The sequence below is a fragment of the Enterobacter asburiae genome, from assembly GCF_007035645.1.
GTDB lineage: Bacteria > Pseudomonadota > Gammaproteobacteria > Enterobacterales > Enterobacteriaceae > Enterobacter > Enterobacter asburiae_B.
The window spans coordinates 435,937-449,257 of record NZ_AP019632.1 but is presented as its reverse complement, the minus strand read 5'-3'; the positions used below and the strand labels follow the sequence as shown (position 1 = coordinate 449,257).

8 protein-coding genes are annotated in these 13,321 nt (G+C 58.2%); 4 read left to right on the top strand and 4 right to left on the bottom strand.

The genetic code is table 11. The annotated features are described in order from the left end of the window. The first annotated feature begins 70 nt into the window (after nucleotides 1-70). A complete protein-coding gene (gene ahr / locus FOY96_RS02065; protein WP_033146757.1) occupies nucleotides 71-1,090 on the top strand; it encodes an NADPH-dependent aldehyde reductase Ahr in 1,020 nt (339 codons plus the stop codon). A gap of 92 nt (nucleotides 1,091-1,182) precedes the next feature. Here the strand turns inward: ahr and FOY96_RS02060 are convergent, their stop codons facing one another. Further along, nucleotides 1,183-2,829 (bottom strand): dihydroxyacetone kinase subunit DhaK, encoded by a 1,647-nt coding sequence (locus FOY96_RS02060; RefSeq protein ID WP_045888044.1) that lies wholly within the window; start codon nucleotides 2,827-2,829, stop codon nucleotides 1,183-1,185. A 138-nt stretch (nucleotides 2,830-2,967) separates the two neighbouring features. Here FOY96_RS02060 and FOY96_RS02055 point away from each other — a divergent pair, with 138 nt between their 5' ends. After that, nucleotides 2,968-4,470: a helicase HerA-like C-terminal domain-containing protein gene (locus FOY96_RS02055; protein WP_033146759.1), complete on the top strand. Its 1,503-nt coding sequence runs from the start codon at nucleotides 2,968-2,970 to the stop codon at nucleotides 4,468-4,470. Here the strand turns inward: FOY96_RS02055 and mnmL are convergent. Then, complete coding sequence (mnmL, locus tag FOY96_RS02050; RefSeq protein ID WP_101744690.1) at nucleotides 4,450-5,391, bottom strand: tRNA modification radical SAM protein MnmL/YtqA; 942 nt, start codon at nucleotides 5,389-5,391, stop codon at nucleotides 4,450-4,452. The genes FOY96_RS02055 and mnmL overlap by 21 nt on opposite strands. 687 nt (nucleotides 5,392-6,078) lie before the next feature. Here mnmL and gltB point away from each other — a divergent pair. Both gltB and gltD read left to right on the top strand, forming a co-directional pair. Continuing rightward, nucleotides 6,079-10,539, top strand: a complete 4,461-nt coding sequence (gene gltB, locus FOY96_RS02045; RefSeq protein WP_048981173.1) for a glutamate synthase large subunit — start codon at nucleotides 6,079-6,081, stop codon at nucleotides 10,537-10,539. 9 nt (nucleotides 10,540-10,548) lie between these two features. Beyond that, nucleotides 10,549-11,967 (top strand): glutamate synthase subunit GltD, encoded by a 1,419-nt coding sequence (gene gltD / locus FOY96_RS02040; RefSeq protein ID WP_023309377.1) that lies wholly within the window; start codon nucleotides 10,549-10,551, stop codon nucleotides 11,965-11,967. A 28-nt stretch (nucleotides 11,968-11,995) separates the two neighbouring features. Here gltD and sspB read toward each other — a convergent pair whose 3' ends face one another. Together sspB and sspA are read right to left on the bottom strand one after the other, a co-directional pair. Further along, complete coding sequence (gene sspB, locus FOY96_RS02035; RefSeq protein WP_029740078.1) at nucleotides 11,996-12,493, bottom strand: ClpXP protease specificity-enhancing factor; 498 nt, start codon at nucleotides 12,491-12,493, stop codon at nucleotides 11,996-11,998. 5 nt (nucleotides 12,494-12,498) lie between these two features. Next, complete coding sequence (gene sspA / locus FOY96_RS02030; RefSeq protein WP_014885418.1) at nucleotides 12,499-13,137, bottom strand: stringent starvation protein SspA; 639 nt, start codon at nucleotides 13,135-13,137, stop codon at nucleotides 12,499-12,501. Between the last annotated feature and the right edge of the window lie 184 nt (nucleotides 13,138-13,321).

Sequence of the window (13,321 nt, the reverse complement as noted above, 5' to 3'; positions counted from 1 at the left end):
CCTCTTCTGTTAAGCGGCTGTAAACTGAATGCTCTACACTCTCAGTTCACACCACAACGGGGGAAACACGATGTCGAAGATAAAAAGCTACGCCGCACCGCAGGCGGGTGCAGAACTTGAGCTGTACGAGTACGATGCGGGCGAACTAAAAGCAGAAGACGTCGAAGTACAGGTTGATTACTGCGGGATCTGCCACTCGGATCTCTCGATGATCGATAACGAATGGGGCTTCTCGAGCTATCCGCTGGTTGCCGGGCACGAAGTCATTGGCCGCGTCGTGGCGCTCGGTAGCGCCGCGCAGGACAAAGGGCTGAAGGTAGGCCAACGCGTGGGCATTGGCTGGACGGCACGCAGCTGTGGTCACTGTGACGCCTGTATCAGCGGCAATCAGATCAACTGCCTCGAGGGCGCCGTTCCCACTATTCTGAACAAGGGCGGTTTTGCCGACAAACTGCGCGCCGACTGGCAATGGGTGATCCCGCTGCCGGACAGCATTGATATCGAATCCGCAGGTCCGCTGCTGTGCGGCGGTATCACCGTCTTCAAACCTCTGCTGATGCACCACATCACCGCCACCAGCCGCGTGGGCGTCATTGGTATTGGCGGCCTGGGGCATATCGCCATCAAGCTGCTGCACGCGATGGGCTGTGAAGTCACGGCGTTCAGCTCCAACCCGGCGAAAGAGAAAGAAGTGCTGGCGATGGGTGCGGATAAAGTGGTGAACAGCCGCGATCCTGACGCGCTGAACGCGCTGGCTGGGCAGTTTGACCTGATCATCAACACCGTTAACGTCGATCTCAACTGGCAGCCGTACTTTGAGGCGCTGGCCTACGGCGGTAACTTCCACACCGTAGGTGCCGTGATGAAGCCGCTGCCGGTTCCGGCGTTTACCCTGATCGGCGGGGATCGCAGCGTGTCAGGCTCCGCGACCGGTACGCCGTTTGAGTTGCGCAAGCTGATGAAGTTTGCCGGACGCACCAAAGTGGCGCCGACCACCGAACTGTATCCGATGTCGAAAATCAACGAAGCGATCCAGCACGTGCGTGACGGCAAAGCCCGCTACCGCGTGGTGTTGAAAGCGGATTTTTGATGTGACATTGGCGGGGAATGTGCGGCCTGATGCCCTCACCCCAACCCTCTCCCACAGGGAGAGGGCGCACACACTAAAAACGGTAACGGTCGTTACCGTTTTGCATCTACCATGGCCTTAAACACCTCAGCCACCGCGACCGCACCGGGATCCATTACCCCATCCAGATTCTCTTTATTCACATACGACGAGCGCCCCGCACCGGCTTTCGCCATTTTCGCCGTTGCTTCGGCACCGTGCTGTGCTGCCTTCGCCGCTGCCTGAAGATCGCCATTCTTCAATGCTTCAAGCGCCGGCTGCAGTGCGTCGATCAGGGTACGATCGCCTAGATCTGCCCCACCGTACTGCTTCATCTGCGCCAGCCCGCTGAGCAATGCCTCGGGCAGCGGCTGACCATCGTGAAGCTTTTGCCCGGCCGCGGTGAAGAAGATCGACATCAGCACCCCGCTCGATCCGCCCATCACCGTCGCCAGCCGCTCGCCCACCAGCAACAGCAGCGTCGATACGTTATCAAGCGGGAGCTTGCGATCCTCCAGACGCTGCGCAATATCCCGCGCCCCTTGCGCAAAAGTGGAGCCGGTATCGCCGTCGCCCACTTTGGCATCCAGCGCGTTCAGTCGGTTTTCCAGCTGGAGCAGCGTTTTCGTCACCGAGGAGACATACTCGCCCACCCGCAGATTGTCCGACGGAGTGTATTCCACGCGATCGTGAATGGCGGTATGCGCCACGGTGCGCAGTGGCGCAAACGCCACGGGCTTCTGCCAGCCCAGCGTTTCGACCTCGGCGTGAATCGCCTTTTCAAAGAAGTCATTAAGCTTCAGCAGCGTGAGCGAAAAGCCCTTCATGTCCAGCGCGCTCACCAGCGGCGCGGGGCCTATCAGGTACGCGATCTCCTCTTTCAGCGCCGAATGCGCCAGCTCTTTGGTCAGCAGCGCCATCTCCAGCGCCGATACGCCGCCGAGATTGTTAATCAATACCGCAAACCGCCCTTCTCCCGCCTGCGCGCGTAACGGCGTCACCAGCGTGTCGATAATGGCTTTACTGTTCTGCGTATCCACGACGGAAGCACCGGGCTCGCCGTGAATGCCCAGCCCCAGCTCGACATGGCCCTGCTTAATGCGCCCCTCTTCCTCGTCGCTGCCCGGCAGGTTGCACGTTTGCATCGCAACGCCCAGGCTCCAGAGGTTATCGCAGGCCTGTTGCGCAATATCCCGCACCTCGCTTAGCGATTTACCGTGCTCCGCCGCATAGCCCGCAATCTTGTGCACCAGTGCCGTACCGGCAATACCGCGCGGCTGTTTGTTATCCGGCAGCGCGATATCGTCCGCCACGATCGCCATCTCCACCTTCAGGCCGTAGCGTTTGGCCTTTTCTGCCGCCAGACCAAAGTTCAGGCGATCGCCGGTGTAGTTTTTGACGATCAGCAGACAGCCGCGATCGCCCGTGACCGCCACAATGGCGTTCAGCACCGCATCCACGCTCGGCGAGGCAAACAGATCGCCACACACTGCCGCCGTCAGCATCCCTTTGCCAACAAACCCGGCGTGCGCGGGTTCGTGGCCTGAGCCGCCGCCGGAGATCACCGCCACGCGGCTTTTGTCCCAGTCGCCGCGTGCGACGATCCTGATGGCCGGATCGATATCAAGTTTGACGAGGTTTGCGTGTGGCGCAGAAAGCAGTATGCCTTCAATGGCATCGTTGACCAGCTGTTTGCGATCGTTAAAGAAGAATCTGGACATCGTTTCCCACTATTTTTGTGAACCGTATGCAAAAGCATAGTCCGCGCTGGATAATGCGCCGCAAAGTCAGGAATTTACTCAACCAAATTGCGGCCAGATTGCCTATACTCCCCCCAGGACAAAGAGAGGAAGCGCATCATGAGTACACCATTGTTAATTGCCAGGACGCTGGAAAAAGAGCTGTATTTACTGCCCTCGATGGCGAACCGCCACGGTCTCATCACCGGAGCGACCGGGACGGGGAAAACCGTCACCCTGCAAAAGCTGGCGGAGTCGCTTTCGGAGATTGGCGTACCGGTCTTTATGGCTGACGTGAAAGGCGATTTAACCGGTGTGGCTCAGGAAGGTACGGCCTCTGAGAAACTGCTCGAACGGCTGAAGAATATTGGCATCACGGACTGGACGCCGCATAACAATCCGGTGGTAGTGTGGGATATCTTTGGTGAGAAAGGCCACCCGGTGCGCGCTACCGTCTCCGATCTCGGCCCGCTGCTGCTGGCCCGTCTGCTTAACCTCAACGACGTGCAGTCCGGCGTGCTGAATATTATCTTCCGCATTGCCGACGATCAGGGGCTGCTGCTGCTTGATTTCAAAGATCTGCGCGCCATTACCCAGTACATCGGCGATAACGCCAAATCCTTCCAGAACCAGTACGGCAATATCAGCAGCGCCTCGGTGGGTGCCATTCAGCGCGGGTTACTGACGCTGGAGCAACAGGGCGCCGAGCACTTCTTCGGCGAGCCGATGCTGGATATCAAAGACTGGATGCGCACCGACAGCAGCGGCAAAGGCATCATCAACATTCTGAGCTCCGAGAAGCTCTACCAGATGCCAAAGCTCTACGCCGCCAGCCTGCTGTGGATGCTCTCCGAACTGTACGAACAGTTACCCGAAGCGGGCGATCTGGAAAAACCGAAGCTGGTCTTCTTCTTCGACGAAGCGCACCTTCTGTTTAACGACGCGCCGCAGGTCTTGCTGGATAAGATTGAACAGGTCATTCGCCTGATCCGCTCCAAAGGCGTTGGCGTCTGGTTTGTCTCGCAAAACCCGTCGGACATTCCGGATAACGTTCTCGGCCAGCTCGGTAACCGCGTGCAGCACGCCCTGCGCGCCTTTACGCCGAAGGATCAGAAAGCGGTGAAAGCCGCCGCGCAGACCATGCGCGCCAACCCTGCCTTTGATACCGAAGCGGCGATTCAGGCGTTAGGCACCGGTGAAGCGCTGATCTCGTTCCTGGATGCGAAGGGCAGCCCGTCCGTGGTGGAACGCGCCATGGTGATCGCGCCCTGCTCGCGCATGGGGCCCGTTACCGACGATGAACGTAACGGCCTGATTAACCACTCTCCGGTTTACGGAAAGTACGAAGACGAGGTTGATCGCGAGTCCGCGTTCGAGATGCTGCAAAAAGGGGTGCAGGCGACAACGGAGTCGCAGGATGCGCCTGCCGCTAAAGGACAGTCCGTCGCCGTGGATGACGGTATTCTCGGGGGGCTCAAAGACATCCTGTTCGGCAGCACCGGGCCGCGCGGCGGCAAGCGCGACGGCGTGGTACAGACCATGGCGAAAAGCGCGGCGCGGCAGGTCACCAATCAGATAGTGCGCGGCATGCTGGGAAGTCTGTTAGGCGGCCGTCGCCGGTAGACGGGGAACCCACGGACGACCAAGCGCTGAGCCCTGTACGCCGTTCTCCTGCAGATAGCGGTCGATTTCCACCATCCCCGTCCAGCGGTTCTCACACCATAGCGGTGCCAGAAGCGTTGGACGGCGGGCGCTGGCGGAGATGCGGTGGTAAACAATTTCCGGCGGGGTGTGGCGAATCATCTCCCCCGCCGTCACCGTATAGTCCTCAAGCTCAATACCGCTTAACCGTCCGGCTTCCCAGGCTTTCGCCATAATGCTTCCCGTAACGATATGCAGCGGGTGCAGCTTAATGCCGTCCACGCCGGTCTCAACCACCTTTTCCAGCGTCTCCAGGCCGTGCTGCTGCCCTTCACCCGGCAAGCCGACAATCAGATGCGAGCAGACCTTCAGCCCACGCTCGCGGGCCAGGCGCGTGGTGCGCTGGTAGCAGGCGAAATCATGGCCACGGTTAATACGGTGCAGGGTTTTGTCGTGCGCGGTCTGCAAGCCCAGCTCCAGCCAGATCTCGTAGCCTTGTTCTTTGTACTCGCTGAGCAGGTCCAGCACCGCGTCCGGTACGCAGTCCGGGCGCGTGCCCACGCACAGCCCAACGATGTTAGCCTGGCTGACGGCCTGCTGATACATAGAGCGCAGCACCTGCACCTCCGCCCACGTGCTGGTGTAGGCCTGAAAATAGGCCAGATACTGCTTCGCGCGGTTCACCAGGCTCGCCTGATGGGCAAGCTGTTCAGCGATAGATTTATGCTGCTGGGCTTCGTCAGCAAAGGACGCAACGTTACAGAAGGTGCAGCCGCCGCGCCCGATGGTGCCATCGCGATTCGGGCAGCTAAACCCGCCGTGCAGCGTCAGCTTATGAACCTTTTGCCCGTACCGCTGCAAAAGATCCCCACCAAACATATTGACTAATTTCTGTAACTGCATAATCTGATAGACCGTCCCGGAGAAAGGGGACAAGCCTGCCACTTTTAGCCTCTGTCGGCGATGACCTGGATCAATCGTCCCGGACGGCCTTTATCTATATGAATAAATACTCAGGATTACTGCAATTTCATTCACGCCATTCGTGATTACTTTTCCTTATGTTCTGATTGTTTTTTTCATTTGTAGCGCCACCACTGAAAAACAGTGGGTTTATGCGGGTTTGCAGCCGATACCAGATTATTATTCTGCTATAAAACTGCTATTCAGCACGCTACATTGATAATACCGCTTTCATATAGTGAGTCAGATCACACTCCGCTGCGTCCTGCCAGGGCATACATTCAATGTAAAAATAGTTAAATAACATTTACTTTCAAAGACATAAACGCTCTTTAGCACATTTTTGTATAAATAAGATTGCCATTTGACCTGTGTACCAATTCCCGATAAGTTGGAAATCCGCTGGAAGCTTTCTGGATGAGCGGCCTGCTCATCATATTTATGCAGTAATTGAGATTCCCTCTGAAGCAAGTCCTCAAACTTGTTTACCTGCGCGAAAGGATGAAAAAGAGGGCGAATGCGAGGTCCGCGTATGAAACGCAAACCCCGTCGCCATGCTCTTTCTGTGCCTGTGCGCCACGGTAAAGTTCAGTGGGAAGCCCGACGAGCCTGGGGAGGTTCACTGATATGTTGTACGATAAATCCCTTGAGAAGGATAACTGTGGTTTCGGCCTGATCGCCCACATAGAAGGCGAACCTAGCCACAAGGTAGTGCGTACTGCTATTCACGCACTGGCCCGAATGCAGCACCGTGGCGCTATTCTTGCCGATGGTAAAACCGGCGACGGTTGCGGCCTGCTGCTGCAAAAACCGGATCGTTTCTTCCGCATCGTGGCGGAAGAGCGCGGCTGGCGTTTAGCCAAAAACTACGCTGTCGGCATGCTGTTCCTGAATCAGGATCCTGAAAAGGCTGCTGCCTCACGCCGCATCGTCGAAGAAGAACTTCAGCGTGAAACCCTGTCGATTGTCGGCTGGCGCAATGTGCCAACCAACGAAGGGGTGCTCGGTGAAATCGCCCTCTCCTCGCTGCCTCGCATTGAACAGATTTTCGTCAACGCGCCTGCGGGCTGGCGTCCGCGTGATATGGAACGCCGTCTGTTTATCGCCCGCCGCCGCATTGAAAAACGTCTCCAGGACGATAAAGAGTTCTACGTTTGTAGCCTCTCTAACCTGGTGAACATCTATAAGGGTCTGTGTATGCCGGCTGACCTGCCGCGCTTCTACCTGGACCTGGCGGACCTGCGTCTGGAATCGGCCATTTGCCTGTTCCACCAGCGCTTCTCCACCAACACCGTTCCACGCTGGCCGCTGGCTCAGCCGTTCCGCTACCTGGCGCACAACGGCGAGATCAACACCATCACCGGTAACCGCCAGTGGGCCCGCGCCCGTACCTATAAGTTCCAGACGCCGCTGATCCCCGATCTGCACGATGCCGCGCCGTTCGTGAACGAAACCGGCTCTGACTCCAGCTCCATGGATAACATGCTGGAACTGCTGCTGGCGGGCGGGATGGACATCGTGCGCGCCATGCGTCTGCTCGTGCCACCGGCCTGGCAGAACAACCCGGATATGGACCCTGAGCTGCGCGCGTTCTTCGACTTTAACTCCATGCACATGGAGCCGTGGGACGGCCCGGCGGGCATCGTCATGTCCGACGGCCGCTTCGCCGCCTGTAACCTGGACCGTAACGGTCTGCGTCCGGCGCGCTACGTTATCACCAAAGACAAGCTCATCACCTGCGCCTCTGAAGTCGGTATCTGGGATTACCAGCCTGACGAAGTGGTCGAGAAAGGCCGCGTCGGCCCGGGCGAGCTGATGGTGATCGACACCCGCGGCGGGCGCATTCTGCACTCTGCCGAAACCGATCACGACCTGAAAAGCCGCCATCCGTACAAAGAGTGGATGGAGAAAAACGTCCGTCGCCTCGTGCCGTTCGAAGATTTATCGGATGAAGAAGTGGGTCGCCGCGAACTGGACGACGATACGCTTGCAAGCTTCCAGAAACAGTTTAACTACAGCGCGGAAGAGCTGGACTCTGTTATTCGTGTACTCGGTGAAAACGGCCAGGAAGCGGTCGGCTCCATGGGTGATGACACCCCGTTTGCCGTACTCTCCAGCCAGCCGCGCATCATTTACGATTACTTCCGCCAGCAGTTCGCGCAGGTGACCAACCCGCCGATCGACCCGCTGCGCGAAGCGCACGTGATGTCGCTGGCTACCAGCATCGGTCGCGAGATGAACGTCTTCTGCGAGGCCGAAGGCCAGGCGCACCGTCTGACCTTTAAATCGCCGATCCTGCTGTACTCCGATTTCAAACAGCTCACCACCATGAAAGAGGAGCACTACCGCGCCGACACGCTCGATATTACCTTCGACGTGACCGAAGCGAGCCTCGAAGAGACGGTGAATGCGCTGTGTGACAAAGCCGAACAGATGGTGCGTAACGGTACCGTTCTGCTGGTGCTGTCCGACCGCAATATTGCGAAAAACCGTCTGCCGGTTCCTGCCCCGATGGCAGTTGGCGCTATCCAGACGCGTCTGGTCGACAAGAGCCTGCGCTGCGACGCCAACATCATTGTTGAAACCGCCAGCGCCCGCGACCCGCACCACTTTGCCGTGCTGTTAGGCTTCGGCGCGACGGCGATCTACCCGTATCTGGCCTACGAAACGCTGGCACGCCTGGTGGATACCCGCGCGATCGACAAAGATTACCGCGCGGTGATGCTGAACTACCGTAACGGCATCAACAAAGGCCTGTACAAGATCATGTCCAAAATGGGCATCTCGACCATTGCCTCCTACCGCTGTTCGAAGCTGTTTGAAGCGGTCGGCCTGCATGACGAGGTCGCCAACCTCTGCTTCCAGGGCGTGGTCAGCCGCATCGGCGGTGCCGGTTTTGCTGACTTCCAGCAGGATCTGGTGAACCTGTCCAAACGCGCCTGGCTGGCACGTAAGCCGCTGGATCAGGGCGGTCTGCTGAAATACGTTCATGGCGGCGAGTATCATGCCTATAACCCGGACGTGGTGCGCACGCTGCAGCAGGCGGTTCAGAGCGGTGAATACAGCGATTACCAGCAGTACGCTGAGCTGGTAAACAACCGTCCGGCGGCAACGCTGCGCGACCTCATTGCCCTCAATCCGGGCGATGAAGCGGTCAGCATTGACGACGTTGAGCCTGCATCCGAACTGTTCAAACGCTTCGATACCGCGGCGATGTCCATCGGCGCGCTGAGCCCGGAAGCCCACGAAGCGCTGGCGGAAGCCATGAACAGCATCGGCGGTAACTCCAACTCCGGCGAAGGCGGTGAAGACCCGGCGCGTTACGGCACCAACAAAGTGTCCCGTATCAAGCAGGTGGCATCCGGTCGCTTTGGCGTGACGCCTGCGTACCTGGTCAACGCCGACGTAATCCAGATTAAAGTCGCTCAGGGTGCTAAACCGGGCGAAGGCGGCCAGCTGCCGGGTGATAAAGTTACCCCGTACATTGCCAAACTGCGCTATTCCGTGCCGGGCGTGACGCTGATCTCCCCGCCGCCGCACCACGATATCTACTCTATCGAGGACTTAGCGCAGCTGATTTTCGACCTGAAGCAGGTCAACCCGAAGGCGATGATCTCCGTGAAGCTGGTTTCCGAACCGGGCGTCGGCACCATCGCTACTGGCGTGGCGAAAGCCTATGCGGATCTCATCACCATCGCCGGCTACGACGGCGGCACCGGCGCAAGCCCGCTCTCCTCCGTAAAATATGCGGGCTGTCCGTGGGAGCTTGGCCTGGTGGAAACCCAGCAGGCGCTGGTGGCTAACGGTCTGCGTCACAAGATCCGTCTGCAGGTGGACGGCGGCCTGAAAACCGGCCTCGACATTATCAAGGCGGCAATCCTCGGCGCGGAAAGCTTCGGCTTCGGTACCGGCCCAATGGTTGCGCTCGGCTGTAAATACCTGCGTATTTGCCACCTGAACAACTGCGCAACCGGCGTGGCTACCCAGGACGAGAAGCTGCGTAAGAACCACTATCACGGTCTGCCGTTCAAAGTGACCAACTACTTTGAGTTCATCGCCCGCGAAACCCGCGAGCTGATGGCGCAGCTGGGCGTGAAGCGTCTGGTGGACCTGATTGGCCGCACTGACCTGCTGAAAGAGCTGGAAGGCTTCACCGCGAAGCAACAGAAGCTTGAGCTGTCTAAGCTGCTGGAAACCGCGCAGCCGCACCCTGGCAAAGCGGTCTACTGCACCGAGAACAACCCGCCGTTCGATAACGGCGTGCTGAACGCGCAGCTGCTGCAGCAGGCGAAGCCGTACGTGGACGACAAGCAGAGCAAAACGTTCTGGTTTGATATCCGCAACACCGACCGCTCCGTGGGTGCCTCCCTCTCCGGCTACATCGCGCAGACGCACGGTGACCAGGGTCTGGCAGCGGATCCGATTACCGCGCACTTCAGCGGTACCGCGGGTCAGAGCTTCGGCGTATGGAACGCAGGCGGCGTTGAGCTGTACCTGACCGGCGATGCCAACGACTACGTCGGTAAAGGCATGGCGGGCGGTCTGCTGGCGGTGCGTCCTCCGGTTGGCTCAGCCTTCCGCAGCCATGAGGCCAGCATCATCGGTAACACCTGCCTGTACGGCGCGACCGGCGGTCGTCTGTTTGCAGCAGGCCGTGCGGGCGAGCGTTTTGCGGTGCGTAACTCCGGTGCTATCACCGTGGTGGAAGGCATTGGCGATAACGGTTGTGAATACATGACGGGCGGGATTGTTTGCGTTCTGGGTAAAACCGGCGTGAACTTCGGCGCGGGCATGACGGGCGGTTTTGCGTATGTCCTGGATGAAGACGGTGAGTTCCGCAAACGCGTGAACCCGGAGCTGGTGGAAGTGCTGGACGTTGATACGCTGGCTATCCATGAAGAACACCTGCGCGGTTTGATTACCGAACACGTGCAGCATACCGGTTCTTCGCGCGGCGAAGAGATCCTGGCGAACTGGCCAGCGTTCTCTGCGAAATTCGCGCTGGTTAAGCCGAAGTCCAGCGATGTTAAAGCCCTGTTGGGTCACCGTAGTCGTAGCGCAGCAGAGCTGCGCGTGCAGGCGCAGTAAGGAATTCAGATGAGCCAGAACGTATACCAGTTTATCGACCTGCAGCGTGTTGATCCGCCAAAGAAACCGCTGAAGATCCGCAAAATTGAATTTGTTGAAATCTACGAGCCATTTTCAGAAGGCCAGGCCAAAGCACAGGCAGACCGCTGCCTGTCCTGCGGTAACCCTTACTGCGAATGGAAATGTCCGGTACACAACTACATCCCGAACTGGCTGAAGCTGGCCAACGAAGGGCGTATTTTTGAAGCCGCCGAGCTGTCTCACCAGACCAACACCCTGCCGGAAGTGTGCGGCCGCGTGTGCCCTCAGGACCGTCTGTGTGAAGGCTCCTGTACGCTGAACGACGAGTTCGGCGCGGTGACCATCGGCAACATTGAGCGCTATATCAATGATAAAGCGTTCGAGATGGGCTGGCGTCCGGATATGACCGGCGTGAAGCAAACCGACAAGCGCGTGGCAATCATCGGCGCGGGCCCGGCGGGCCTGGCCTGTGCGGACGTGCTGACCCGCAACGGCGTGAAGGCGGTGGTCTTTGACCGCCATCCGGAAATCGGCGGTCTGCTGACCTTCGGTATCCCTGCCTTCAAGCTGGAAAAAGAGGTCATGACCCGTCGCCGTGAAATCTTCACCGGCATGGGCATTGAGTTCAAACTGAACGTGGAAGTGGGCCGCGACGTGCAGCTCGACGACCTGCTGAAGGATTACGACGCCGTGTTCCTTGGCGTGGGCACCTATCAGTCCATGCGCGGCGGTCTGGAGAACGAAGACGCGCCGGGCGTGTACGACGCGCTGCCGTTCCTGATTGCCAACACCAAGCAGATCATGGGCTACGGTGAAACCGCCGATGAGCCGTTCGTCAGCATGGAAGGCAAACGCGTGGTTGTGCTGGGCGGCGGTGATACCGCGATGGACTGCGTGCGTACCTCCATTCGTCAGAATGCGGCACACGTGATCTGCGCCTACCGTCGTGACGAAGAGAACATGCCGGGCTCTAAACGCGAAGTGAAAAACGCGCGTGAAGAGGGCGTGGAGTTCCAGTTCAACATCCAGCCTCTGGGTATTGAAGTGAATGCCAACGGTAAAGTGAGCGGCGTGAAGATGGCGCGCACTGAGATGGGCGCACCGGATGCGAAAGGCCGTCGTCGCGCCGAGATCGTCGCCGGTTCTGAGCACGTGATCCCGGCCGATGCCGTGGTGATGGCGTTCGGCTTCCGTCCTCACAGCATGGAATGGCTGGCGAAGCACAGCGTTGAGCTGGATTCGCAGGGCCGCGTGATTGCGCCAGAAGGCAGCGACAACGCATTCCAGACCAGCAACCCGAAAATCTTCGCCGGTGGCGATATTGTTCGCGGTTCTGACCTGGTGGTAACGGCGATTGCCGAAGGTCGTAAAGCGGCTGACGGGATCCTGAACTACCTGGAAGTGTAAAAAAAACAGGCCCGATTGGGCCTGTTTTTTATTTCACGACGCGAAGAGCCGGACGACCACCGCGCGGAGGCGGATCGTCATCAGGGTCATTGTCGTCGTGACGATCGGGTTTATCACCATCGATAAGTGACATCACCGTGTCGCTTTCGCGCTCATCGGATGCGTTGTCATCATTCAGGCTGGCAACATCTTCATCATACGCCGCTTCCGGCTCGAACATGGTACCCGCACCGTTTTCACGCGCGTAGATAGCCAGCACGGCTGCCAGAGGTACGGAAACCTGACGCGGCACGCCGCCGAAACGCGCGTTGAAGCGCACTTCATCGTTTGCCAGCTCCAGGTTACCCACCGCACGCGGCGCAATGTTCAGTACGATCTGCCCGTCACGCGCATATTCCATAGGAACCAGCACGCCCGGCAACGTCACATCCACAACCAGGTGCGGCGTGAGCTGGTTATCCAGCAGCCATTCATAGAAGGCGCGCAGCAGATAAGGACGGCGTGGGGTAAGTTGTGACATTTCCACAGTCATTAGCCTCGGCCGAGACGCATTTCACGTTCCGGTTCAGTTAAGGATGCCAGGAAAGAGTCGCGTTCAAATACGCGAGTCATATAGCCCTTCAGCTCTTTCGCGCCAGGACCGCTGAACTCTACGCCCAGGGTTGGCAGACGCCACAGCAGTGGTGCCAGGTAGCAATCCACCAGGCTGAACTCATCGCTCAGGAAGAATGGTTTCTGACCAAACACAGGAGCGATCGCCAGCAGCTCTTCACGCAGTTGTTTACGTGCAGCGTCAGCTTCAGAAGCAGAACCGCTGGTAATCACGTTCATCAGCGAGTACCAGTCTTTTTCGATACGCTGCATGTACAGGCGGCTTTCACCACGCGCGACAGGGTAAACAGGCATCAGTGGCGGATGCGGGAAACGCTCATCCAGATATTCCATAATGATACGGGATTCCCACAGGGTCAGCTCGCGATCCACCAGCGTCGGTACGCTTTGGCTCGGGTTGAGATCGATCAGATCCTGAGGCGGGTTATCCTTTTCCACATGCTCGATCTCAAAACTGACACCCTTCTCGGCCAGCACGATACGAACCTGATGGCTATAAATGTCAGTAGGACCAGAAAACAGCGTCATTACCGAACGTTTGTTGGCAGCGACAGCCATGAAAACCTCCAGGTATATTCAGAATTTTTACTGCTACCAGCCCAACAGGGGCCAGCCAGATGTTGTATCGCCCATCCCAGAGAAAACACATTGTTCAAGAAACGAACAAAAATCGAGTATTCACCGATATTTGGGCAGAAAATTGGATGATAGTTTACCAGATTTTGATGGCTTTGTGGTGAGG

Excerpts from the sequence above, each read along its gene's own strand:
- ahr (WP_033146757.1), top strand. The coding sequence starts at position 71 with ATGTCGAAGATAAAAAGCTACGCCGCACCGCAGGCGGGTGCAGAACTT.
- FOY96_RS02060 (WP_045888044.1), bottom strand. The coding sequence starts at position 2,829 with ATGTCCAGATTCTTCTTTAACGATCGCAAACAGCTGGTCAACGATGCC.
- FOY96_RS02055 (WP_033146759.1), top strand. The coding sequence starts at position 2,968 with ATGAGTACACCATTGTTAATTGCCAGGACGCTGGAAAAAGAGCTGTAT.
- mnmL (WP_101744690.1), bottom strand. The coding sequence starts at position 5,391 with ATGCAGTTACAGAAATTAGTCAATATGTTTGGTGGGGATCTTTTGCAG.
- gltB (WP_048981173.1), top strand. The coding sequence starts at position 6,079 with ATGTTGTACGATAAATCCCTTGAGAAGGATAACTGTGGTTTCGGCCTG.
- gltD (WP_023309377.1), top strand. The coding sequence starts at position 10,549 with ATGAGCCAGAACGTATACCAGTTTATCGACCTGCAGCGTGTTGATCCG.
- sspA (WP_014885418.1), bottom strand. The coding sequence starts at position 13,137 with ATGGCTGTCGCTGCCAACAAACGTTCGGTAATGACGCTGTTTTCTGGT.